Source organism: Mycobacterium sp. NPDC048908 (assembly GCF_043197955.1).
In the GTDB taxonomy this organism is placed as follows: domain Bacteria; phylum Actinomycetota; class Actinomycetes; order Mycobacteriales; family Mycobacteriaceae; genus Mycobacterium.
Window position 1 is genome coordinate 169,756 of the sequence record NZ_JBICUE010000004.1, and the last position, 23,351, is coordinate 193,106.

The 23,351-nt window shown below is 64.3% G+C and carries 19 protein-coding genes and 2 pseudogenes; 11 read left to right on the plus strand and 10 right to left on the minus strand.

The annotated features are described in order from the left end of the window. Window positions 1–82: 82 nt before the first annotated feature. Together ACGFK1_RS12855 and car are read right to left on the minus strand one after the other, a co-directional pair. On the minus strand, window positions 83–862 hold the full coding sequence (locus tag ACGFK1_RS12855) for a methyltransferase domain-containing protein (protein WP_393428999.1): 780 nt from the start codon (window positions 860–862) through the stop codon (window positions 83–85). Between the two features lie 352 nt (window positions 863–1,214). Further along, window positions 1,215–4,743, minus strand: a pseudogene (gene car, locus ACGFK1_RS12860) (carboxylic acid reductase). 358 nt (window positions 4,744–5,101) lie between these two features. On the opposite strand from car, the gene ACGFK1_RS12865 reads away from it, so the two are divergent. After that, window positions 5,102–5,614 (plus strand): MarR family winged helix-turn-helix transcriptional regulator, encoded by a 513-nt coding sequence (locus ACGFK1_RS12865; RefSeq protein WP_393429002.1) that lies wholly within the window; start codon window positions 5,102–5,104, stop codon window positions 5,612–5,614. A gap of 311 nt (window positions 5,615–5,925) precedes the next feature. Further along, entirely contained in the window at window positions 5,926–6,585 is a 660-nt protein-coding gene (locus ACGFK1_RS12870; RefSeq protein WP_393429005.1) for an LpqN/LpqT family lipoprotein, read from the plus strand. Window positions 6,586–6,601: 16 nt separating this feature from the next. Here the strand turns inward: ACGFK1_RS12870 and ACGFK1_RS12875 are convergent, their stop codons facing one another. The 3 genes from ACGFK1_RS12875 to ACGFK1_RS12885 are packed head-to-tail and all read right to left on the minus strand — an operon-like array spanning window position 6,602 to window position 9,908. Beyond that, complete coding sequence (locus tag ACGFK1_RS12875; RefSeq protein WP_393429008.1) at window positions 6,602–7,105, minus strand: alpha/beta fold hydrolase; 504 nt, start codon at window positions 7,103–7,105, stop codon at window positions 6,602–6,604. 29 nt (window positions 7,106–7,134) lie between these two features. Next, complete coding sequence (locus tag ACGFK1_RS12880; protein ID WP_393429011.1) at window positions 7,135–8,256, minus strand: NAD(P)H-dependent flavin oxidoreductase; 1,122 nt, start codon at window positions 8,254–8,256, stop codon at window positions 7,135–7,137. Continuing rightward, window positions 8,256–9,908 (minus strand): acyl-CoA synthetase, encoded by a 1,653-nt coding sequence (locus ACGFK1_RS12885; protein WP_393429014.1) that lies wholly within the window; start codon window positions 9,906–9,908, stop codon window positions 8,256–8,258. The genes ACGFK1_RS12880 and ACGFK1_RS12885 overlap by 1 nt, the downstream gene beginning before the upstream one ends. A gap of 68 nt (window positions 9,909–9,976) precedes the next feature. Between ACGFK1_RS12885 and ACGFK1_RS12890 the strand changes: the two genes are divergently transcribed. The 3 genes and pseudogenes from ACGFK1_RS12890 (at window position 9,977) to ACGFK1_RS12900 (ending at window position 11,911) form a co-directional block, all read left to right on the plus strand. Then, window positions 9,977–10,777: a crotonase/enoyl-CoA hydratase family protein gene (locus ACGFK1_RS12890; RefSeq protein WP_393429017.1), complete on the plus strand. Its 801-nt coding sequence runs from the start codon at window positions 9,977–9,979 to the stop codon at window positions 10,775–10,777. A 110-nt stretch (window positions 10,778–10,887) separates the two neighbouring features. Further along, window positions 10,888–11,169: pseudogene (locus ACGFK1_RS12895) on the plus strand (MFS transporter); the annotation flags it as partial. Window positions 11,170–11,278: 109 nt separating this feature from the next. Beyond that, window positions 11,279–11,911 (plus strand): MFS transporter, encoded by a 633-nt coding sequence (locus tag ACGFK1_RS12900; protein ID WP_393429019.1) that lies wholly within the window; start codon window positions 11,279–11,281, stop codon window positions 11,909–11,911. A gap of 13 nt (window positions 11,912–11,924) precedes the next feature. Here ACGFK1_RS12900 and ACGFK1_RS12905 read toward each other — a convergent pair whose 3' ends face one another. Genes ACGFK1_RS12905 through ACGFK1_RS12920 form a run of 4 tightly spaced genes read right to left on the minus strand, consistent with a single transcriptional unit; the run spans window position 11,925 to window position 16,724 of the window. Beyond that, window positions 11,925–13,670, minus strand: a complete 1,746-nt coding sequence (locus ACGFK1_RS12905) for a fatty acyl-AMP ligase (protein ID WP_393429022.1) — start codon at window positions 13,668–13,670, stop codon at window positions 11,925–11,927. 54 nt (window positions 13,671–13,724) lie between these two features. After that, window positions 13,725–14,924 carry a cytochrome P450 gene (locus ACGFK1_RS12910; RefSeq protein ID WP_393429025.1) on the minus strand — a complete coding sequence of 400 codons (1,200 nt, stop codon included), beginning with the start codon at window positions 14,922–14,924 and terminating at the stop codon, window positions 13,725–13,727. Window positions 14,925–14,929: 5 nt separating this feature from the next. Then, window positions 14,930–15,649, minus strand: a complete 720-nt coding sequence (locus ACGFK1_RS12915) for an acetoacetate decarboxylase family protein (protein WP_393429028.1) — start codon at window positions 15,647–15,649, stop codon at window positions 14,930–14,932. Between the two features lie 43 nt (window positions 15,650–15,692). Beyond that, on the minus strand, window positions 15,693–16,724 hold the full coding sequence (locus ACGFK1_RS12920; RefSeq protein ID WP_393429031.1) for an LLM class F420-dependent oxidoreductase: 1,032 nt from the start codon (window positions 16,722–16,724) through the stop codon (window positions 15,693–15,695). A 67-nt stretch (window positions 16,725–16,791) separates the two neighbouring features. On the opposite strand from ACGFK1_RS12920, the gene ACGFK1_RS12925 reads away from it, so the two are divergent. Genes ACGFK1_RS12925 through ACGFK1_RS12950 form a run of 6 tightly spaced genes read left to right on the plus strand, consistent with a single transcriptional unit; the run spans window position 16,792 to window position 22,295 of the window. After that, a complete protein-coding gene (locus tag ACGFK1_RS12925) occupies window positions 16,792–17,799 on the plus strand; it encodes a Zn-ribbon domain-containing OB-fold protein (RefSeq protein WP_393429034.1) in 1,008 nt (335 codons plus the stop codon). A gap of 8 nt (window positions 17,800–17,807) precedes the next feature. Continuing rightward, window positions 17,808–18,866 carry a thiolase domain-containing protein gene (locus ACGFK1_RS12930; RefSeq protein ID WP_393429037.1) on the plus strand — a complete coding sequence of 353 codons (1,059 nt, stop codon included), beginning with the start codon at window positions 17,808–17,810 and terminating at the stop codon, window positions 18,864–18,866. Beyond that, on the plus strand, window positions 18,866–20,035 hold the full coding sequence (locus tag ACGFK1_RS12935; RefSeq protein WP_393429039.1) for a thiolase domain-containing protein: 1,170 nt from the start codon (window positions 18,866–18,868) through the stop codon (window positions 20,033–20,035). Before ACGFK1_RS12930 ends, ACGFK1_RS12935 begins: the two co-directional genes overlap by 1 nt. Beyond that, a complete protein-coding gene (locus ACGFK1_RS12940; RefSeq protein ID WP_393429042.1) occupies window positions 20,032–20,910 on the plus strand; it encodes a TIGR03619 family F420-dependent LLM class oxidoreductase in 879 nt (292 codons plus the stop codon). Before ACGFK1_RS12935 ends, ACGFK1_RS12940 begins: the two co-directional genes overlap by 4 nt. Next, on the plus strand, window positions 20,898–21,311 hold the full coding sequence (locus ACGFK1_RS12945) for a nuclear transport factor 2 family protein (protein WP_393429045.1): 414 nt from the start codon (window positions 20,898–20,900) through the stop codon (window positions 21,309–21,311). The genes ACGFK1_RS12940 and ACGFK1_RS12945 overlap by 13 nt, the downstream gene beginning before the upstream one ends. 24 nt (window positions 21,312–21,335) lie before the next feature. Continuing rightward, on the plus strand, window positions 21,336–22,295 hold the full coding sequence (locus tag ACGFK1_RS12950) for an aldose 1-epimerase family protein (RefSeq protein WP_393429048.1): 960 nt from the start codon (window positions 21,336–21,338) through the stop codon (window positions 22,293–22,295). Here the strand turns inward: ACGFK1_RS12950 and ACGFK1_RS12955 are convergent. After that, a complete protein-coding gene (locus ACGFK1_RS12955; RefSeq protein WP_393429050.1) occupies window positions 22,273–23,265 on the minus strand; it encodes a zinc-binding dehydrogenase in 993 nt (330 codons plus the stop codon). The genes ACGFK1_RS12950 and ACGFK1_RS12955 overlap by 23 nt on opposite strands. Between the last annotated feature and the right edge of the window lie 86 nt (window positions 23,266–23,351).

Here is a 23,351-nt window from a genome sequence, read left to right on the forward strand (position 1 = left end):
GGTGTTGGCACCTCATGTGCCTCATCGCTGTCTGCAGCCAGACCCGTCGTTCGGATGGACGGCGACATTGCGCCGACGGTAGCTATGCGGTCGCGACCACAATGTAGCGGTTCAGGCTGTAGAAGAACTCGCCCGCGTCGCTTCGGGCTTGCAGGTCGGCCACCCAGGCGGCGGCATCCGCCTCGGTCAGGCCGTGATGGCCGGGCACGTATTGCGCGACCGCGCGCATGTCGAACGCACTGAACGAATTCTCAGTCAGCTCGGTGTTGAACAACACGTGCACCCGCTGCGCGGTCACGGTGAAGCCGGCGGTCCGCATCAGTCTGGCGAGCACTCTGGGCAGGTGCGGATGCACCAGGTGGTCATTCCACGCCGCTTTGATGCGTTGATGCAATTCGCGGTCACTGGTGTGCCACACCAGCGAGTCCCAGTCGGTGTCGAGGATCAGAGCACGCCCGCCCGGGCGTAACACCCGGTGCAGTTCCTGCAGTGCCCGCGGTAGATCAGCTACGTATTCGTAGACCTGTGTCGAGACCGCGGCATCAAAGGCGCGATCGGCGTAAGGAAGCTCGAGCACATCACCCTCGTCAACCTGCACCCAGGGTATGTCGGCGCAGCGGCGTGCGGCGATCGTGTTCATGGCGACGCTGGCATCCACACCGCGCACCGCACCGTCGCGGCCGACCGCCGCACCCATCTCGGAAATCATGTAGCCGGGCCCGGATCCGATATCCAGAACACGCTCACCCGGCTGAAGGTCCAAAAGCCCGAGCGCAAACTGGCGCTGGGCCACGACATCGGGCGTCGCGTACATCGCGTCGATCAACGCGGACTGTTCCGCATCGAAATCGAGAATCGTCATATCACCGACAACCCCAATGTGGGCCAATCCGATCCCGTTGCTGAAAGATGCATCTCGTCACAGGTATCACCTCAGACGTTCGGCTTGATGAACTGCGCTGGCAACACGTTCCCTGACCGTGGGACAGACCAGCCGAGGATCTCGTTCGCAGGCTCGCTAGGGACGAACGTGAATCTGGCTCGTGTATGCAGTTCCCGACGTCAAATTCGTTCGGGTATGCGGGTCCGGCCCAAGGACCACGAACATCTTGTCTTGCCGTTCGCCTCGGCGCGAATAGGTCCGAGCACCTACAACGACCTGGCCCGCACAAGGGCTGACGACACGCGCGGACGAGGTCATCCTCAAGCCCCCGTCACAGCAGGCCAAGCAATTGCAGGTCGGTGATGTATTTGACGATGATCGGCCTTGTGATGCGGGATATCCTTATCTGGACCGATTTTCGCCAACTGCACTGCGGACCGGAATCGCCCGGTGGGTGCCAGCGCTCCGCAAGTCGGCTTCTGAGGCCGCTGAAAATTGTGCAACAGCGGCAACACCGAGCTGTGGCGTTGACGTTCGGGCAGCGCGCGAATCGCCGTTTCGAACCGTTGCAACCAGAGGCCATAGTCGCCGATGCGCTCGATCGGATAGCTCGCGTCGTTCAGCCAGTCGACGAATTCGTCGAGGCCGATTCCGTCGTCGTGGGGGTTGAGCACGTGATAGGTCGCGCACGCGTTGCCTATCCGGGTGCCAAGGGTGGAGATGGCTTCGGCGATGAACTCGACGGGCAGCCCGTCGTAGTGGGCGCGTTGCCGCTGGCCGTCGGGACCGAGTTCGTAGAACGAGCCGGGCGCGATGCCGGTGGCCACCAGACTTAACAGCAGCCGGGTGAACACGTCTGGCAGGTTGAGCTGGCCGGCATAGCTGGTGTCGGCCAGGATCATGTCACAGCGAAAGACCGCCGCCGGGAGACCGCACAGGTCGTAGGCCTCACGCAGTAGAACTTCGCCGGCCCACTTGCTATTCGAATAGCCATTGGCGTAGCCATCGTCGATGTTGCGTGTCGCGCTGATGACACGGATATCGGCGTCCTCGACGAACGCCGACGCTTCCACCTGGTCCCCCACGCCGATGGTTGACACATAGATGAACGGTTTGAGTTTGGCGGTGAGCGCAATTCGGATGAGCTCCGCGGTGCCCAACACATTCGGGCGAAATAGCTCGCTGTAGGGCAGCACATGGTTGACCAATGCCGCGGGGTCGATGATCAGGTCCACCGTGTCGGCCAGCCGTTGCCAGGTCTGCGCATCCAAGCCCAGGTTCTGTTCGCCCTTGTCGCCGGCGAGGACCTCCAACCGATCGGTCGCCAAATGCCGGTAACTCTCGAGCAATTCGGGATCGCCGCTGTCGAAAGTGTTATCCAGCCGTGCGCGGGCGGCGGTGTTGTCCTTCGCGCGCACGAGACAGATCAGCTTGCCTCCGACCAGGTCCAGCCGTTGCAGCCACTCCAGGGCGAGGTACCGGCCAAGGAATCCCGTCGCGCCGGTCAGCAGTACGGTGCGCACCTCGGTGCCCGGCCGCGGCAAGGTCTGGGCCGCGGCCAGTGTGTTGGTGTCGAGAAACTTGTCGAGGGTGAGATCTCGGGCGTAGACCGCGGTGGCATCGCTGCCGTGCACTGCGGTGAACGATGGCCGCGTCGTACCCGATGCCCGCTCGGCCTCGATGTAGTCGGCGATGCCCTGTAGGTCGGTCGCTGGGCTGACGATCAGCCCCACCGGCACATCGACGTCGAAGATCTCGCGTAACAGATTGGCGAAGGTCAAGGCCGACAGGGAATCACCGCCCAAATCGGTGAAGTGGGAGTCGGGTCGCAGATCGGTTGCCGGGGCGCTCACCAGCGCACCCGCGGCCCGGCTGAGGGTTTCCAGCACCGGTCGATCGGCACTGCCTTGGCGCAGAGCACGTAGTTCGGCGGTCTGGCTGTCGGCTAGCTTCTCGTAGAGCTGTTCGAGCCGTTGTCCGTAGTGCTCTTTGAGTTTGGGTCGCGCCAGCTTGCGGATGCCGGTGAGTAACCCGTTCGCCAGCGAAAACGGCGTGGTCTCGACCAGGAAGTCTCGTGGGACCTCATAGGCCTGCAGCCCCACAGCTTTGGCGGCGTGCTGCAACGAGTCCTGGATCAGTGGCTTGAGCGACTGCACGTCACCCGCGCTTCGCGACAGCGCATCCTCCGTGGGAACGACAACGGCCAGCAGGTATGAGCGTGCGCTGTTGCCGTAGATATAGATCTGGCGCACCAGCGGGCTGGTCGTGAACACCGCCTCCAGTTTGGACACGGTGACGAACTCGCCTTGCGAAAGCTTGAGCACGTTGTTGCGTCGGTCGAGGTAAGCCAACCGGTCGGCGCCGACCTCGGCCATGATGTCGCCGGTGTGGTAATAGCCGTTCTCGTCGATGACGTCGGCAGTGACCTCCGGGCGTTTGTAGTAGCCGGGAAACAAGTCCTTTGACTTGACCAGAAGCTCGCCGCGCGGATATGGCTGATCGGTGTTGAAGTAGCCCAATTCGGGCACGTCGGCCAGCTTGTAGTCGATCACCGTTGGACGCTGCACCTGACCGTCGATGCAGACCGGCCCGACTTCTGTCGAACCATAGACTTCGGCCAGATGCAGATCGAGGATGGACTCGACGAACGCTCTGGTCTCGGCCGATGTCGGCGCGGAGCCCGTCATTGCCGCCACAAACCGTCCGCCCAACAGGTTCTGACGCTGCTCGGCGATGACCTCTGACTCCAGCGCGGCACGATCGACGTCGCCGCACGACCGCCGGTCGACCTCGCTCTGAAATTCCTGGAACAGAATTTCCCAGATGCGTGGCACGAAATCCAACCGGGTCGGTCGCACCAGAGCGAGGTCTTCCAGCAGTGTGGACAGATCGCTCTTGGCTGCGAAGTAGGCTGTGCCGCCTGCGCCGAGCGTCCCGTAGAGGACCGCGCGGCCCATGAGGTGGCTCATTGGCATGAAGTTGAGCGTGATCGACGGCACGATCTCTGATCCACGCCAGGGCCTGCTGAACTTCTGCCAGTGGTTGGCGACCAGGCGCTCCGATTGCATCGCACCCTTCGGAGCGCCGGTGCTCCCTGAGGTGTAGATCAGCAGCGTGAGCGGATCCGGTTCAGCGGAGACGAACACCGGCGGGGTCGGCAGGGCCATGCCGCGGGCAAGCACCTCGGAGAGATCTTCGACGATCACCGAGGCGCCGGCCTGTGCCAGACGAGTTTTGGCCTCCTGCAAGGCCTCCCGGGCATCGTCAACCTCCGGTCGGTAGTCGAACACCACCAACCGCTTAACAGTCCGAGTGTTCTGCACCAGGTCGACGGCTTCGGCAAGATCGTCCACGCTCGATGCGATAACGGTCGGCTCGGCCTCCGCCACGATCGGTCGCAACTGACTGGTCGGAGCACCGGTTTGCAGCGGCACAGACACCGCGCCCATAAGCACCGCGGCCAGGTCGACGGTGGTGTAATCGACGCTGTTGAAACCCATCAGGCAGATGCGATCACCAGGGCGCACCGTATGGACGTTGCCGTGGCTCAGGGCTCTCGATACCGCGCGGATGCGGGCCCAGAGCTCGCGGTAGCTGATGGTGACGAATCGCGGCAGCAGATCGACTGAGGTCCGGCCGGTCTCCGGGTCGGTCTCGAATCGCACCGCACGTTCCCCCAGCGCGGGCCGATCCGAGTAGCCCTCCATCACGGTTTGAACGATCTGCGGGAGCCGCACACCGGGCTGGTTGATCGCCGCGATGATCGCCGAGCTTGGCCGAGCGTCGGCGAACTGCTGGTCAGTGGCATACAAATCGGATAAGCGGCGCGCGAGCCGCTCCTGATCAGCGTCGGTCGACATGGGAACTCCAATCTGTATTTTTATCGGGTGCCTATGTATAGGGCTAGTTGTCCATCGCCGAGGGTGCAAGGAATTATGAGACAAGTCACTCGCGGTTATGCTCACCGAACGTCACCGCCGGGCTGCCGAGGACGCCGCACCGGCTGCGGGATCCCTTAACTCCACAACCTGAATAATCTTGCTTGGCAACACTAAACGTGCCGAAGATCTGATACACCTCCAGCAGTCGAACACACCAGCTTCGTTGATGGCTAGGTAGACACGACGGCCCCGGTGATCCCAGCCGCCGCGGCGCTATCCCCAGAAGTGCGTAGGTCATAAATATCGGATACCGATTCTTCTATGGTATGAATGAGGGGTGGAGGAGCGAGGGAAGGGACGCGATTGCATCCTTGAGGCGCTCGAGCAGGCCGCGATTCTGATGACGCGGCAGTTCGGCAGCCGCGGAGCGTTAAGCCTGACCGGGGCCACGACACTGACCACACTCGGTGAAGGCCCGGTCCGGCTGACTGCGCTCGCCTCGGCGGTCGGCATCAGCCAACCGTCGATGACCGAATTGGTTCATCGACTCCAGCGGCAGGGGCTGGTAACTCGGTTCAACGACCCCGAAGACGGGCGCGCCGCTCTGGTTGGCATCACCGACGCCGGGCGGGCGCTCATGCAAGACCGGCGCTTGGACCGCCGCGACGGGCTCGATGAACTGCTGACCGCACTCTCGCCGCAAGAGGAAGCTTCATTGACGCTGGCTGCGCACGTGACCCTGCCTATCATCCGGCGTTTGATCGCGAACACGCCCAGTGCGGTACAGACTCCGACAGCGAAATCCCATCGATCTTCCGCGGGTGCCTCGTGCACCGCGACGAGTGGATGACGTTGGCCGTCACGAACCGGACCAGGTTCCCCCGAACCGGTCAGCACCGTCTGCATCGTCACACCCGAGAGCGCTGCGCCGTCGGCCAATCGGATCTCCCGCCGACCGGGTGACGTCACTGGCGAACGCCTAAACACTGCCGATGTGAGCTGACTGTCCATGGGGAGCACGCTAGGTCGGCGGCCGGGCCTGTCATGAACAAATCGGACAAGCCGACTTTCAGGACAGCCGGTTAGCCTCGCTACCGCATACCCCCAGAGCGAGTGTGCGATGTCGACGGCCGTCGACATGAGATTGACAGGAGTTCATGAGTGAAGCGCACAGCAATCACTGCTACTGCCGCGGCAATGGCGATCGCGCTGTCCGGTTGCGGCTCCGCCGCCAAGACCGAACCCGTCGTGTCGATGTCCCCGAAGCCGTCGGCCGGCTCGTCGACGAGCGCCAAGGGCCCGCACCCGACGATCGCAAGCTACATCGCAGAGAACAGCATTCAAGAGACCCCCGTCAAGCGCGGTGACTCCGGCTCCCCCACCATCGATCTGACGCCTCCGCCCGGCTGGCAGGACGGGGGTTCCGATACCCCCGATTGGGCTTATGGCGCATTGGTTTACAAAGGCCCCAACACTGGTGACCACACACCGAGCATCACCGCGGTGATGTCCAAGCTGACCGGCAATGTGGACACCCAGAAGATCATCGACCTGGCGCCCGGTGAGCTCGAGAACCTACCGGGCTGGACACCAACCGATACCGGGCAGCGGAGCACCCTGGGCAACTACCCGGCGTTTCAACTTAGCGGGACCTGGACGCAGGACGGCGAGACGAAGGTCGTTGCGCAGAAGACCGTCGTGGTCCCCGGCAAGGGCGGCCTCTACGTTCTCCAACTCAATGCCGACGGCGTGGTGGCCGAGAAGGAAATCATCAGGGCAGCAACCGATATCGTCGACTCGGACACCAAGATCAAGGCGTGACCGCGGCGCGTTGCGGTCATCGCAACCGGTCGAGAACGTTCGCCAAATCCCTCGGCCGAGACAGGAATGGCGAGTGACTGGCTGCGAACTCCACAACAAAAACGAGGTGTCGCAATAGGTGGTGGTCAACCCATGTGGTTCGGCCATGCGAGTCCGGCGCACTCAGGCCGGCTACGTAGTCAGGGTTCAGCATGTCCGGGTCGGTCAACTGCTGGTGAAGGAACTGGCCGGGATTCCCGGGAATGGCACCCAGATACACCAACCGACGCAACGGCCTGCGCACCGCTACGAGCGGAATCGTCTGCACGGCCAACGAATGCCCGAGGAGAACGAGATCCTCGCCGACGTCGGTCACCGCGACGCATACCACATCGGCGTAATCATCGAACGTTGCCGAGCTGTCATCGCACGGCAGATTCATTGCGATCACGCGATGGCCAAGCGCTTCCAATTCGGGTGTCAGCCGCTCCCAGCACCACGCCCCGTGCCAAGCGCCGTGCACCAAACCGAACGTCACCATTTCCAGTCCTCCCCAAGGGGGGACGCGAGCTAACCCTCGCGGATTTCGTCGAGGCTTCGAGTGGCCTCGTCGAAGCCGGCGACCAACTCGGCGATGATGTCGGCCACCGGACGAATCTCGTTCATCCGGCCGACGATCTGACCGACGGGCATCGCCACGGTTTCGGGGTTGTCCGGCTCGTTCATCCGCTGATGCGCCTCGCTGACGAGGATGTTCTGCAACGGCATCGGCAACGGCTCAGGCGCGCCAACGGCATCCCACGCGTCGGTCCATCGGGACTTGAGCAGCCGCGCCGGCTTACCGGTGTATATGCGGCGCCGCACTGTGTCGCTGGAGGTGGCGGCCAACAGCGCCTCCTGGATCGTCGACACCCCGCTGGCCTTGCGGTGACCGAGATCGTATTCCGCCGAGGTCAAAAACGCCGAGCCCATCCAGACGCCTTGTGCGCCAAGCGCCAACGCCGCGGCGACCTGCCTGCCGGTGCCGATGCCTCCGGCCGCAAGCACCGGCGCCCTACCGTCGAGTGCATCGACGATCTCCGGCCACAGCACCATCGACCCGATTTCGCCCGTGTGTCCCCCTGCCTCGTGGCCCTGTGCGACAACGATGTCGACACCGTTGTCGACGTGGCGCTGTGCGTGTTTGGCGCTGCCCGCCAATGCGGCCACCGGAACGCCCGCCTCGTGCGCCTGGTCGATGACGTCGCGCGGCGGCGAGCCAAGCGCGTTGGCGATCAGTTTGATCGGATGCTTGAGCGCCACTTCGACGTGCGAGCGCGCCACCGAGTGCAGCCAGCCCAGCACACCCTCGTTGCGCGAGCCGTCGTCGGGAAGTGGCGGAACACCGAGATCGGCAAGGGTTTTGGCGACGAAGTCGCGATGGCTCTGCGGGATCAGCTTGTCGATGTCGACCGCAGAACCCTCCTGCGGCACCTTTGCGGGCATGACGACGTCGACGCCGTACGGCTTACCGTCGGTGTTCTCGTCCATCCAGCAGAGCACGTTCTCCAGATCGGCGGCGTCGTTGAACCGCACGCACCCGAGCATCCCCAGGCCGCCGGCCTTGCTGACTGCGGCGGCCACCTTCTCCGAGGGCGTGAAGACAAAGATCGGATGGTCGATGCCGAAGCGGTCACACAGCGCGGTACGCATCAGGTGCTTGACCCCACGTGGTTGGCGTGCGCATCATCGGCCGGACGTTCCTCGGTGGTGTCCTTCGCCCATCGATAATCGGGCTTGCCCGCAGGCGTGCGGTGGATCTCTTCCACCCACCAAACCTTGCGTGGCACCTTGTATCCCGCGATGTCCTGACGGACGAACGAGTCGAGTTCGGCCAGCGTCGGGTTGGTGCCGGGACGGCGATGCACGACGGCGGCCACGCACTGGCCGTAACGCTCGTCGGGCACGCCGACAACGAGAGCGTCGAACACATCGGGATGTCCCTTGAGCGCGGCCTCGACCTCTTCGGGATAGATCTTCTCACCGCCGCTGTTGATGGACACCGATCCGCGGCCAAGCATCGTGACGGTGCCGTCCGCCTCGACTTCGGCATAGTCGCCGGGAATCGCGTACCGGATACCGTTGAACGTCTTGAACGTTTCGGCGGTTTTCTTCTCGTCCTTGTAGTACCCGACCGGGATGTTGCCCTTCTTGGCGATGACGCCTCGGATCCCCGAACCGGGCTTGACCTCATTGCCGTCCTCGTCGAGCACGACGGTTCGGTGGTCGATCGTGACACGGGGACCACCGGTGTGCGACTGGCCTTTTGCCACGATGCTGGTTCCACCGAAGCCGGTCTCCGAGGAACCGATCGAGTCGGTGATGACGCGGTTGGGCAGCAGTTCGAGGAATTTCTCCTTGATGCTCGTCGAGAACAGCGCTGCGGTGCTGGCGAGCAGGAACAGGCTCGACAGGTCGGGTTCGCGGCCTGCGTCGTGCAGCTTCGTCAACGCGTCGAGCAACGGTCGCGCCATCGCGTCGCCGGTGAAGAACAACAGATTGACCTTGTGCCTCTCGATGGTCCGCCACACTTCATCGGCGTCGAATTCCGGCGCCAGCACCGTGGTTTGACCGGAGAACAGCGACATCCATGTCGCCGACTGGGTGGCGCCGTGGATCATCGGCGGGATCGGGTAGCGGATCATCGGCGGGTTCTGAGCGGCGGCCTTGGCGAGGTCGTGTTCGTCCTTGACGAACTCACCGGTGGCGAAGTCGGTGCCGCCGAACAGTACTCGGTAGATGTCCTCGTGGCGCCACATGACACCCTTCGGGAAGCCGGTGGTGCCGCCGGTGTACAGCAGATAGATGTCGTCGGCGCTGCGCTGGCCGAAGTCGCGGTCGGGCGAACCCTGAGCCAACGCGGAGTCGAACTCCACGCCGCCGTAGCGCTCGAAGTCGTCGTCGGAGCCGTCCTCAACCACCAGGACGGTCTTCACGTTCGGCGTCTCGGGCAGCACGTTGGCGACCCGATCGGCGTATCGGCGCTCGTGCACCACCGCAACCATGTCGGAGTTCTCGAACAGGTACTTGAGTTCGCCCTCGACGTAGCGGAAGTTGACATTGACCAGGATGGCGCCCGCCTTGACGATGCCGAGCATCGCGATCACGATCTCGATGCGGTTGCGGCAATAGAGGCCGACCTTGTCGTCCTTCTGCACACCCCGGTCGATGAGGTAGTGCGCCAGCCGGTTGGCTTTCTCCTCCAGCTGCGCGTAAGTGATCTGCTCGTCACCGCAGATCAGGGCGACACGGTCAGGCACAGCGTCGATGGCGTGCTCGGCGAGGTCGGCAATGTTCAGGGCCACGAGACCTAAACTAGAACGTGTTACATTTTCATTCAAGTCTGTGGTACCACGCAGAAAGGCGGACACCCGTGAGCCAGCCCGAAAAGGGCCCCGACGCCCTCATTGAGCAGCGTGGACACACGTTGGTCCTGACGCTGAACCGACCGGAGGCGCGCAACGCCCTCTCCACCGAGATGCTCTCGATCATGGTCGAGGCCTGGGACCGCGTCGACAACGATCCGGAGATCCGCAGCTGCATCCTGACCGGCGCCGGCGGCTACTTCTGCGCGGGCATGGACCTCAAGGCGGCGACGGCCAAGCCGCCCGGCGACTCGTTCAAGGACGGCAGCTACGACCCTTCGCGTATCGACGCTCTGCTCAAGGGCCGACGGCTGACCAAGCCGCTGATCGCCGCGGTCGAAGGCCCGGCGATCGCAGGCGGCACCGAGATCCTGCAGGGCACCGACATCCGGATCGCCGGCGAAAGCGCCAAGTTCGGCATCTCCGAGGCCAAATGGAGCCTGTACCCGATGGGCGGCTCAGCAGTTCGACTGGTCCGCCAGATTCCGTACACCGTCGCGTGTGATCTGTTGCTGACGGGCAGGCACATCACCGCCGTCGAGGCCAAGGAGATGGGCTTGATCGGCCATGTGGTACCCGACGGCTCCGCACTGGAGAAGGCCCTCGAGATCGCCGAAGTGATCAACAACAACGGCCCGCTCGCCGTGCAGGCAATCCTGCGGACCATCCGCGAAACCGAGGGTCTGCACGAGAACGAGGCGTTCAAGATCGACACCAAGATCGGTATCGAGGTGTTCCTTTCCGACGACGCCAAAGAAGGCCCGCTGGCGTTCAAAGAGAAGCGGGCGCCGAACTTCAAGATGAAGTAGGCCCAGCGCCACTACAGTGATGCCCGATGACCCACCTTTCGGGCAAACGAGTCGTGTTCATGGTCGGCGCGCTGCTCGTTGCGGTGATGTCGTTTCAAATCAACGCGACCATGCTCGCTCCCGCGATCCGGGACATCGAGACCGAACTCGGCGACGGCGCGTTCGCGGCAATGTCGACGTACTTCTATCTGGCTGGTGCGGTCGGCAACGTGGTGCTTGTCAGGTGGAGCGACTTCGTCGGGCGCAAGCGGATGATGCTCGGTGTGCTGGTCGTGCTGTGTGTCGGCACCCTGCTGTGCATCATCAGCGCGTCACTGCCGATCGTGTTGATCGGCCGGTTCCTGCAGGGCGTCAGCAACGTGACGTTCGGTCTGGCATTCCTGATCATGCGGGAACGCCTGGACATCAAGACTTTTGGCTTTTCCAGTGGGTTGGTCACCGCAATGTCGGGCGGGGTAGCCGGCACTTGTCATCGTCGAGAAGCGGCTGCCGCATCCGCTGGTGAACATCGACCAGCTGCGGTCGCGCGAGGCCTGGCCGCTGATCGTGTTGACCATCCTCAACATGGGTTCGTTCCTGGTGATACTCGGCTTCATCGTGCCGTACATCGCCGAGGACAAGGACTCCGGATTCGGCCTCAGCGGTGTGATGACCGCGCTGCTGTTCATCACACCCGCTGCCCTGATCCAGCTGATCGTCTCGCCATTGGCCGGGCGCACCGCGGTGCGCATCGGGTTCGTCATGCTGCTGCGCGCCGGTCTGGTCAGTGCACTGACCGTCACGGTGCTGCTGGCTGTCTTCGCGCACAGCTTGGCGCTGCTCGTGATCTTCGTGGCGTTGTTGGGCATCACGTACTTCGGCATGGCGATGACCGCGATGGGAATCCTGGGCGTGGTGCAGGCGCCCGAGGACGAGCCCGGCTCGCTGCCCGGTATCAGCAACGCGGCCTACGGTATCGGTTCCTCATTCGGATTCGCCTGGGCCGGTCCGGTGGTCGGTTCGGGCACCGCGTCGAGTTTCGGGTTGTCGCTGTGGATCTGCATCGGCATCGGCGCGGTCTCGCTGGCGATGAGCCTCATTCTGCGCCCGCGAATGAACGCGACCGTCTCCGGACCGATTGCGCTGCGTCACTGAGAGTTCCGGTCAATCACCGCTCCAGATAACGAGAGCGGCAAGCCCACCGGGCGAGCTTGCCACTGGTGGTGCGCGGGATGGCACCGGCGGGCACGAAGCGAATGTCGGACACCGACAGACCATGCTTCTGCGACACCAATTTTCGGATTGCTTCGATCGCAGGAGCGGGATCGTCTCGTGCGGTGCCGGCCGCCCGTTCGGCGACGATCACCAAGTCGCCGCCAGACACCGTGAATGCCGCCACGTATCCCCGCCGCACCATCGGTGACGCCTCTGCCGTCGTGGCCTCGATGTCCTGCGGATAATGGTGAGCGCGATCGATGGTGATGAGGTCCGCGATTCGGCCGGTGACATACAGCTCACCATCCAGATACACGCCGAGATCGCCGGTGCGTAGCCAATTACCCTGCCGGGAGAGTAGTTTCGCCTCAAACGTCCGGCGGCTTTCATCGCGCCTGCCCCAGTAACCCCGGCAGACATTGTCGCCCTGCAGCCAGATTTCGCCTACATGGCCGTCGGGCACCTCAGCGCCGACGTCGGGGTCGACGATCAACGCCGACTGGCTGCGGGCCACCTGACCGCATGCGACGTGAGCCATCGCATCGGCACTGCCGGCACTCCTGTGCACCGCCCTGCCGTGCGCCAACTGCTCCCGGTCGAAGTAGCTGACCGTCGGTTCCGCGCAGGGCTCGATCGTCGAAACGAACAACGTCGCCTCGGCGATCCCGTAGGACGGCTTGAAGGCAGATCGCGGTAAACCGAAGGGCGCAAAGGCGTTATCGAACGCTCGGATAGCGTCGATGCTCACCGGTTCGGACCCGATGATCAACACGACATTGCTCAAGTCGACATCGTCACCGGCTTCCGGTACGCCCCGCTGGGCAGCCCACTCGTAGGCGAAGTTGGGTGCGGCGGTCACCACACGACCGTCCCGGGAGCCCGCGGACAACGCCCTGATCCACCGCTGCGGCCTGCGGAGGAACGCTGTCGGTGCCATCAGTGTCGAGTGCCCGCCGTACACCGCTGGGAAGCCGATCATGGATAGGCCCATGTCGTGGTAGAGCGGTAACCAGCTGACGCCGTGGGTATTTCGGTCCAACAGGTCGATGGACAGAATCATCTGGATCAGGTTGGTGCCGACTGCCCGGTGGGTGACTTCGACCCCGACGGGAGGCCGCGTCGCGCCGCCGGTGTACTGCAGATGCGAGACGTCCTCGACGTCGAGCGCTACCGGGATGAACGACTCCGCCGCGGAATCGGGTATGTCGTCGATGGCGACAACGGCAGGCCGACGGGCGGCCGGAATGTGCGCCAAGAATTGTTCCACCGACGCTCTGGCCATCGCGGTCGTGAGCACCACAGCCGGCTCAGCGTCGTTGAGCGCAATTTCGAGTCGTTCGGCGTGACCGGGTAACTCCGGTGCGAACAGTGGCACCGCAATGGTGCCCGCCTTCACCGCCGCGAAGAAGCCCGCGATGTATTCCAACCCCTGCGGCGCCAGAATCGCCACCCGATCGCCGCGGGCGGTGACCTGTTGGATGCACGCTCCAATGGCCCGCAACCGGACTCCGAGTTGAGTCCAGGTGATCTCACTGAGCTGACCCGCCTCCGACCGAGTGAAGTCGAGGTAGCGGTAGGCCACCGAATCGCCGACATTGGCGATATTGCGGTCGATGAGCGAGATCAGGGTGACACCGGGTGGCAGCACGACGCCGCCGTCGGCGTCGAGGCAGTCGTCGATCTGGAGCAGCCCGGTCATGACCGCAGTCTAGGCACGGCGACGACCAGTGGCCGCTGCCTGTGACGGACCTCGCTAGCTGGTGAGCACCGGCTTGGTGGGCGTGAAGGTGACCGGCATGGACTCGAGGCCGCTGACGAAGTTCGCTGGTCGCAGTGGAAGCTCGGCGCCGTCGGCGAGTTGCAGATCCGGCAGCCGCTTGAGCACCCGTCGCGTCATGTTGACGAGCTCGATTCGGGCCAACTGGTTGCCTAGGCAGAAATGTGTGCCGAACCCGAATGCCAAGTGGCTATTCGGGTCTCGCTGGATATTGAAGCTGTCGGGGTCCTCGAAGACGGTTTCGTCGAAGTTCGCCGACTCGAACATCAGCATCATCTTCTCGCCCTGCTGCAGCTTCGTACCGTGGAACTCGGTATCGGCCGTCAGCGTCCGACACATGTTCTTCAACGGCGAGGTCCAACGCAGCATCTCTTCGATTGCGCCGGGAACGAGGTCGGGGTTGCCTTGCAGCAGAGCCCACTGGTCGGGATGGCGGATCAGCTGCTCGGTTCCACCGGAAATCGTGTGACGTGTCGTTTCATCGCCGCCGACCAGGATCAGCAGGCTCTCCTGCAGGATGTCGTCGTCGGAGAGTCGATCGCCGTCGACCTCCGCGTGCACCAGCACACTGATCAGGTCGTCGGTCGGCTCGGCGCGACGCTGCTCGATCTTGTTGCGGGTGTAGTCGTTGTAGGCGATGAAAGCGTCCAAGGTGACCTGCATATCGGCCTCGGACACTGTGGAGCTCAGTCCGACCATCATCTCGTCGGACCACTTCAGGAACATCTCTCGCTCGTCGGGAAGCACGCCGAGCATGTCGCCGATCACCGCCATGGGCAGCGGTGCGGCGATGTCTCGGACGAAATCGCATTTGCCCCGTTCGCACACGGCGTCGATCAGCCAGTCGCACAGCATGCCGATGGATTCGCTCTGGACCTTCAACCGCTTGCGGGTGAAGCCGGCGTTGACGAGCTTGCGGCGCAGCAGATGTGCCGGATCGTCCATGTCGATCATCATCGGCAAGGGATCCTGATCGGGGCGGATGCCACCGGCGTTCGAGAACAACTCGGGGTTGCGCTCGGCGTCGATCACCGCCTGGTAAGTCGTCGCCCCGGCCAGCCCGTTGCGATCGCGGAACACCGGCTCGTTGGCCCGCATCCAGCGGTACGCGTCACGGGAGGCCGGTCGGTCGGCGTAAAAGGCACCGTCGGCGAGATCAACGTCGGGCCTTGTCATCGTCGTCACCGCCGAACCTCCTGCGCATCGGCGAACGACATCTCCACATTGCTTGCCGAACTGGAGACCAGCGCACGTTTCGGGAAGCCCAGCGAGGCAAGCTCTTTCGCGTAGGGGTGGTCGCCGAGCCGCACCTGCGCGCCGCCGGGTCGGTAACGTACGCCCTGGAAAGAAACCTGATAGGGGCTTTGGCGTGTCAAACCGTCCAGGCAGGAGTAGGCGCGCAATTCTTGCGACGCCGGCGTGAGCGCCGACGGCACAGCGAGTCCCTGGCTGAATTCCATGCCGAGCACGAACTGGCCGTCGATGCTGGCGTCGAAGCCGAATTGCTTGCCATCGCGAATGGTGAAGTCGGCCATCACCTTCGGGAAGCCCCAGATAGTCCTTCCCGCCTCCAATGTGAACGCCTGGTCGACGAACATGTGGGCCACGAACGCCGATTGCAGCGCGGGCGCATCGCCGCCGGGCGGCTTGACCATCACACACGTGCTGTACTCGTAGTACGGACCGAGGTCACCATCGACGAAGTGCGTCAGAATGAGCGTCGCGATCGCACGACCGGGAACGGGCCGGTACACCTGAAGACCGCTGCACTCGATCAACCGCTGTGCCGCGTCCGCATCGACGGCGAACATGGCGTTGTGCTGACTGGCCTTACGGATCTTCACCGGCATGGAAAGCACGGTGCCCGCGATGGTGTGCTGCGAAGACCCTGATTCAGTCATCCGGCCAATCTAGAACGCGTTCTAGACAACTAGCAAGAAGTGTCTACACCAGTCCCGCGAGGTCGCGGATCTGTTCGGGTGACCGAGCGCCGACAACCATCATCGTCACGCCCGCCGCTTCCCATGCCTTGATCTGCTGCTGCACATAGGGAAGGTCCCCGACGATCGCGGAGTCGTCGACGAGCTCGTCGGGAATGATCTTGGCCGCCTCGTCTTTGCGGTCCGAGCGGAAAAGCCGAGTGACGTCGTCGACCACCTCCGCGTAGCCCATCCGGCGGTAGACATCGGCGTGGAAGTTGGTGTCCTCCGCACCCATTCCGCCCACGTAGAGCGCCAGGTGCGGCTTCATCAATCCCATTACCGCCGGGCGGTCGTCGGTCACCACCACTTGCGCGGTCGCGCAGATCTCGAACGTCTCCCTGGTCCGGCGGGCGCCCGGTCGTGCGAAGCCCTCGTCGAGCCACTCGTTGTACATGGAGGCGATCCGCGGCGAGTAGAAGATCGGCAGCCAGCCGTCACAGATCTCGGCGGCAAGCGCTACGTTCTTCGGGCCCTCGGCACCGAGCATGACCGGGATGTCCGCCCGTAGCGGATGCGTGATCGGCTTGAGGTTCTTGCCGAGGCCGGTCGTGCCTTGTCCGGACAGCGGCAGTGGATAGTGCGGGCCGTCGCTGTGCACAGGAGCCTCGCGGGCCCAGACCTGGCGCAGGATGTCGATGTACTCGCGGGTGCGGGCCAGCGGTTTCGGGAACTTCGCGCCGTACCAGCCCTCGACGACCTGCGGCCCCGACACCCCGAGTCCGAGGATGTGCCGTCCGCCGGACAGATGGTCGAGTGTCAGCGCGGCCATCGCGCAGGCCGTCGGGGTTCTGGCGGACAGCTGAATGACGGACGTGCCGAGCCGCATCCGTTTCGTCTCGCGGCCCCACCAGGCCAACGGCGTATAGGCGTCCGAACCCCAGGCTTCGGCGGTGAACACGGTGTCGAAGCCGGCGTCCTCGGCCGCGGCCACCAGTTCAGCGTGGTTGTCCGGCGGCTGTGCGCCCCAATATCCCAGCTGCAATCCCAGCTTCATTAGCCCGCCTCTCTAGCATTCTCACGATGGCTTGAAACCATTCTTAGAACCTGTTCTACTCGAATCCGTGACCACCAGCCAAAGCTGCCCGGTGCAGATCGACAAGCATGAGCGGCCGCTCTCCGCGCCGCTGAAGCTCTCATTCGACTACACCCGTTCAGTCGGCCCACTCCTTAGCCAGTTCTTCACCGCGCTGCGCGAGCGGCGCATCGTCGGTGTCCGCGGTTCAGACGGGCGTGTGCACGTGCCGCCCGCAGAGTACGACCCGGTGACGTATGAACAATTGACCGAGATCGTACCGGTGAGCGGCGTCGGAACGGTGCTGTCGTGGACCTGGCAGTCGATCCCGCTGGAGGGTCAGCCGCTGGACCGGCCGTTCGCGTGGGCGCTGATCAAACTGGACGGTGCAGACACCGCGATGCTGCACGCCGTCGATGCGGGGTCCTCCGACGCCATCAGCACCGGCGCCCGCGTGCATGCGCACTGGATCGACGAGCCCGTCGGGGCGATCACCGATATCGCCTATTTCCTGCCGGGCGACGAAGACGAGTCAGCGGAACCCTCCTCCGACGACCGCGAGCCGGTCAAGATCCAGGTGACGCCGTCGTCGATCGAAATCCAGCACACGGCATCGCTTCCGGAGACCACGTTCCTCAAGGCGCTGGAAGAGGGCAAGCTGCTCGGCGCGCGCACGAGGCGCGGACGCGCCGATAAACCGGGTCCGGTGTACTTCCCTCCCAAGGAGGCCGATCCGGCCACCGGCCTGGAACTCGACCAGTTCGTCGAGCTGCCCGACAAGGGCACGGTCACGACGTTCGCGATCATCAACATCCCGTTCTCCGGGCAACGGATCAAGCCGCCCTACGTCGCGGCGTACGTGCTGCTGGACGGCGCCGACATTCCGTTCCTGCATCTGGTTACGGAGATCGACCCGGCAGATGTCCGGATGGGCATGCGCGTTCAGGCCGTGTGGAAGCCCCGCGAACAGTGGGGCCTCGGCATCGACAACATCGACTACTTCAAGCCGACCGGCGAGCCCGACGCCGAGTACGACACCTACAAGCATCACCTCTGAGGACTGGCATGACTGATATTGCAGTGGTGGGCTTCGCGCATGCGCCCCACGTACGCCGCACCGACGGCACCACCAACGGCGTCGAGATGTTGATGCCGTGTTTCCACAAGCTATACGACGAACTCGGCCTGCAGCAGACCGACATCGGCTTCTGGTGCTCGGGATCTTCGGATTACCTTGCCGGCCGGGCATTTTCGTTCATCTCGGCGATCGACTCGATCGGGGCCGTACCGCCGATCAACGAGTCGCACGTCGAGATGGACGCGGCGTGGGCGCTGTATGAGGCCTACATCAAGCTGCTGACCGGTCAGGTCGAGACCGCGCTGGTCTACGGGTTCGGCAAGTCCTCGGCAGGCACGCTGCGCCGGGTGCTCGCGCTGCAGACCGACCCGTACACCGTCGCGCCGCTCTGGCCGGATTCGGTGTCGATGGCCGGTCTGCAAGCGAGGATGGGGCTGGACGCAGGCAAGTGGACGGCCGAGGACATGGCACAGGTGGCCCTGGATTCCTTTGCGGCTGCGGGCCGTACCGACTCAGAGAAGCCGGCAAAAAGCATCGACGAGTTGCTCGCGCGGCCGTTCTTCGCCGACCCGCTGCGCCGCCACGACATCGCGCCCATCACCGACGGCGCCTCCGCGATCGTGCTGGCCGCGGGCGACAAAGCCCGCGAGCTGCGCGAAAACCCGGCCTGGATCACGGGTTTCGAGCATCGCATCGAGACGCCGATCCTTGGTGCGCGGGATCTGACCACCTCGCCGTCGACCGCCGCGTCGGCGAAGGCGGCGACCGGCGGAGACACCGGCTCCATCGAGGTCGCGGAGATCTATGCGCCGTTCACCCATCAGCAGTTGATCCTCACCGAAGCGATCGGGCTGCCGTCGTCCACCGAGGTCAACCCGTCGGGCGGTGCGCTTGCCGCGAACCCGATGTTCTCGGCGGGCCTGGAGCGCATCGGCTTCGCCGCACAGCACATTTTCAACGGCTCGGCGCAGCGCGTGCTCGCGCACGCCACCAGCGGTCCTGCGCTGCAACAGAACCTCGTCGCCGTGCTGGAAGGGAGGAACTAGTGGCCGGTCAGCTTGCCGCGGTCCTGGGTACCGGGCAGACGAAGTACGTCGCCAAGCGCCACGACGTGTCGATGAACGGTCTGGTTCGCGAGGCCATCGACCGGGCGCTCGAGGACTCCGGTTCGACGTTCGACGACATCGACGCCGTGGTGGTCGGCAAGGCGCCGGACTTCTTCGAGGGCGTGATGATGCCCGAATTGTTCATGGCCGACGCGACCGGCGCCACGAACAAGCCGTTGATTCGCGTGCACACCGCGGGTTCGGTTGGCGGTTCGACCGCGATCGTTGCGGCCAGCCTCGTGCAGTCAGGCAAGTACAACCGCGTGCTGACGATGGCCTGGGAGAAGCAGTCGGAGTCGAACGCCATGTGGGCGTTGAGCATTCCGGTGCCGTTCACCAAGCCGGTGGGCGCCGGCGCCGGCGGCTACTTCGCACCCCACGTGCGGGCGTACATCCGCCGTTCGGGTGCGCCGACGCACATCGGGGCGATGGTCGCCGTGAAGGATCGACGCAACGGCGCCAAGAACCCGTTGGCGCACCTGCACCAGCCCGACATCACCGTCGAGAAGGTGATGGAGTCGCCGATGCTGTGGGATCCGATCCGCTACGACGAGACCTGCCCGTCGTCGGACGGCGCGGCCGCGATGGTGATCGGTGACGAGGCCGCCGCCGATGCCAGGGTGGCCGACGGTCACCCGGTCGCGTGGATCCATGCCACGTCGCTGCGGACTGAGCCGCTCGCTTATGCCGGCCGCGACCAGGTCAACCCACAGGCCAGCCGCGACGCCGCCGCCGCGCTGTGGAAGGCCGCCGGGATCAGGAGCCCGATCGACGAGATCGACGCCGCCGAGGTGTACGTGCCGTTCTCCTGGTATGAGCCGATGTGGTTGGAGAGCCTGGGCTTCGCCCCGGAGGGCGAGGGTTGGAAGCTCACCGAAGCCGGTGAAACCGAGATCACCGGACGGATCCCGCTCAACGCCTCCGGTGGTGTGCTGTCGTCGAATCCGATCGGCGCATCCGGCATGATCCGGTTCGCCGAGTCAGCGATCCAGGTGATGGGCAAGGCCGGCGACCATCAGGTGCCGGGCGCCCGCAAGGCGCTGGGGCACGCTTATGGCGGTGGCGCACAGTACTACTCGATGTGGGTCGTCGGAGCTGATAAGCCGTGAAGTACACGCTCAGCGTGGCGATGAGCCCGATCGAGCAACTGATCGAGCTAGCCAAGACGGCAGAGGAAGTCGGATTCGATTCGATCGCGCTGCCGGATTCGATCTTCTACATGGAGAAGCAGTCGGCGGATTACCCCTATACCGCCGACGGCTCGCGGATGTGGAGCGAGGACACCCCGTGGGCCGATCCGCTGATCGTCGCGGGCGCGATGGGGGCCGTAACGTCGAACCTACGGTTCTACACCAACGTGATGAAGCTCGGCTCGCGCAACCCGCTGCTGCTGGCGCGCCAGGTGGGCTCGGTGGCGAACCTGACAAACAATCGATTCGGGTTTGGTGTCGGAATAGGCTGGGCACCAGAAGAATTCGAATGGTGCGGGGTCCCCTACGCCAAGCGTGGTAAGCGCGTCGACGAGATGATCGACGTCATCAAGCTGGTGCTTGGTGGCGGCATGGTCGAATTCCACGGCGAATTCTACGATTTCGACAGGCTGCAGATGAGCCCGGCGCCCAGCCGGCCGGTGCCCTTCTACGTCGGCGGCCACACCGATGTCGCACTGAAGCGCGCCGCACGGGTCGGCGATGGCTGGACCAGCGCAATGCTGACGTGCGATCGACTGGCCGAGATCATCGGCAAGCTGCAGGCCTTGCTGGCCGAATACGACCGCGCCGACGCCCCTTTCGAGTTTCAGGCGGTGTGCATCGACAAGTTCGACGTCGACGGGCACCGTCAACTCAAAGAGGCCGGCGTGACCGACAACATCGTCATTCCATGGATCTTGGAAGGGCACGGCTTCGACGCACCCATCGAGGCGAAGAAGGATTCTCTGAAGCGCTACGCCGACACCTTCATCCACTCGGGATGGCAACAGTGACAGACAGCCCGGTTCATCTGGCCGGCAAGCGTTCCCGCGAGGCAGCGATGGCGCACGACAAAGAGGCGTGGCTGGCCGTGTTCGCCGATGACGCCGTCGTCGAAGATCCGATCGGTCCATCCCACTTCGATCCGGAGGGCAAGGGACACCGCGGCAAGGAGGCGATCGCGAAGTTCTACGACATGGCCATCGCCCCGAGCCAGCTCACGTTCAACTTCGAGAAGACATATCAGTGCGGCAACGAAGAGGCCAACGTCGGCAACATCGTGATCAGGGCCGCCGGATACGAGGTCACCACCGAAGGTGTGTTCACCTACCGCGTGAACGGCGAAGGAAAGATCGTTGCGCTGCGCGCCTTTTGGGAACTCGACAAGGCCACCGCGAGCGCCCGCAGACTGTAGCGGTGTTAGCGCTAACATGGCCGGGTGTCTTTTCAGCCATGGTCGGCGCTCGGCGAGCAATACCAGCTGAGCCTTGACGCCGCGGGGCGGTCCGTGCGTGCGGTGATCACTGAAGTCGCCGCCGCGATACGGCACTTGTCGATCGACGGCGTGCAGCTCACCGCGGGTTATGACGACGACGCTCCGCCGCCATTCGGCTGCGGAATCGTGCTCGTTCCCTGGCCGAACCGCGTGCGTGATGGACGGTGGACACTGCACGGGCGAACGCTGCAACTCGACATCACCGAACCCGCGCGCGGCAACGCGTTGCACGGCCTTCTGCAGAACGCGCCGTATCAACTCGTCGAGCGCAGCGGTTGTTCGATCACGCTGCGCGCACAGGTCTTCCCGCAGAACGGCTATCCATTTCGGTTGGACACCTGCGTGCGGTACGCGCTCGTCACCGACGGCATCCAGGTGACGCACACGATTCGAAACGTGGGATTGCACTGTGCCCCAGTGGCGGTCGGCGCGCACCCGTTCCTCACTCTCGGCGACGTGCCGACCGACGCGCTGACCTTGACCGTGTCGGCGGACCGCCACATCGACGTCGATGACCGGCTCAACCCGGTCGGCGTCACATCCGTGGAGGGCACCAAATGGGACCTGCGCGGGGGACGGCCGGTGGCCGACCTCGACCTCGACGACTGCTGGTCAGGGGTGACCATGACCGGGGGTAAGAGCATCCACTGGCTGAGCGCTCCCGACGGGCGAGCCGTATCCCTGTGGGCCGACGATCAATTCGGTTATCTGCAGGTCTTCATCACTCGCGAGTTCCCGCACGCCGGTGGCTCGATCACCGCCGTCGCCGTCGAACCGATGACCGCACCGGCGGACGCGTTCAACAGCGGCGAAGGACTGCGGTGGCTGCTCCCCGGCGAGCGTTGGTCGATGTCGTGGGGGATCCGTTATCGCGACACCGTCAGGGTTCGATCACGACCTTGAGGCCGGCCCGGTCCGCGGCCACGGCGAATGCGTCCGCCGCGCGCTCGATCGGATACCGGTGGGACACGATCGAGGAGACGTCGATCAAGCCTTGCTGCACGAGCCGAATCGCGCGGGGATAGGCCTCATTCATACGCCGGACCATCGCCAGCGTAAGTCCTTTACGACGGGCCAGAGACGCTGGGAAGGAGGTGCGATCACCGTCGGGGATACCACCCAACACCACCCGGGCACCCGGCCGCGCCGTGCGCATGGCGATCTCAACTGCCGAGTCGGTCCCGGCCATCTCGAACACCGCGTCGGCACCGACTTCGTCGCTCGCCCCCGTCACGTCGAGAACTTCATCGGCACCGAGCCGCTTGGCCGCGTCCCGTCGATGTGGGAGTGGTTCGACGACCACCACACGCGCAGCTCCCGCCCGCCGCGCCGCCTGCATCAGCAGAAGACCGATCGGCCCCGCGCCGATCACGGCAGCGGTCGCCCCAATTCGCAAGTGGCCCAGGTCCAGTGCGTGCAATGCGACGCCGAGCGGCTCGAGCATCGCGCCGTCGGCCGCAGGCATGTCGGCGGGCACTCGATGAAGGGCCCACGACGGCCAACTCAGGAACTGCCGTAGTCCGCCGTCCAGGCCGCCGTGCCCGGCGAATACGACGTCGGGGCACAGGTTGCGGTAGCCGCCGATGCACACCTCACACTGTCGACAGGGCAAGGCCGGGTCCACCGCGACACGAAGCCCGTGCCGGGGACCGCCTTCGATCACACCAGCGAATTCATGGCCCGGCACCAAGGGCCGGGTGAGCTTGGCGTCGCCGATGCCCGCCTCGGTGAACCAGTGCAGGTCCGACCCGCATAGCCCGACCGCCGTGATGCGCACCAGTTCCTCGCCGGAACCGGCGGTCGGCACGGCTTCGGTGTGGGTCCGAATATCGCGCACACCGTGCAGTCGCGCAGCGATCATCAGAGCCGACATAACTGAATGTTAGCGTTAACATCAGCGCAGGGAAAGCCCGGTGAGCGTTCACATTTGGATACCATGCGACAGCAAACGTGTCTTCG

Excerpts from the sequence above, each read along its gene's own strand:
- ACGFK1_RS12855 (WP_393428999.1), bottom strand. The coding sequence starts at position 862 with ATGACGATTCTCGATTTCGATGCGGAACAGTCCGCGTTGATCGACGCG.
- ACGFK1_RS12875 (WP_393429008.1), bottom strand. The coding sequence starts at position 7,105 with ATGGTGACGTTCGGTTTGGTGCACGGCGCTTGGCACGGGGCGTGGTGC.
- ACGFK1_RS12880 (WP_393429011.1), bottom strand. The coding sequence starts at position 8,256 with ATGCGTACCGCGCTGTGTGACCGCTTCGGCATCGACCATCCGATCTTT.
- ACGFK1_RS12905 (WP_393429022.1), bottom strand. The coding sequence starts at position 13,670 with ATGACCGGGCTGCTCCAGATCGACGACTGCCTCGACGCCGACGGCGGC.
- ACGFK1_RS12910 (WP_393429025.1), bottom strand. The coding sequence starts at position 14,924 with ATGACAAGGCCCGACGTTGATCTCGCCGACGGTGCCTTTTACGCCGAC.
- ACGFK1_RS12915 (WP_393429028.1), bottom strand. The coding sequence starts at position 15,649 with ATGACTGAATCAGGGTCTTCGCAGCACACCATCGCGGGCACCGTGCTT.
- ACGFK1_RS12920 (WP_393429031.1), bottom strand. The coding sequence starts at position 16,724 with ATGAAGCTGGGATTGCAGCTGGGATATTGGGGCGCACAGCCGCCGGAC.
- ACGFK1_RS12930 (WP_393429037.1), top strand. The coding sequence starts at position 17,808 with ATGACTGATATTGCAGTGGTGGGCTTCGCGCATGCGCCCCACGTACGC.
- ACGFK1_RS12945 (WP_393429045.1), top strand. The coding sequence starts at position 20,898 with ATGGCAACAGTGACAGACAGCCCGGTTCATCTGGCCGGCAAGCGTTCC.
- ACGFK1_RS12955 (WP_393429050.1), bottom strand. The coding sequence starts at position 23,265 with ATGTCGGCTCTGATGATCGCTGCGCGACTGCACGGTGTGCGCGATATT.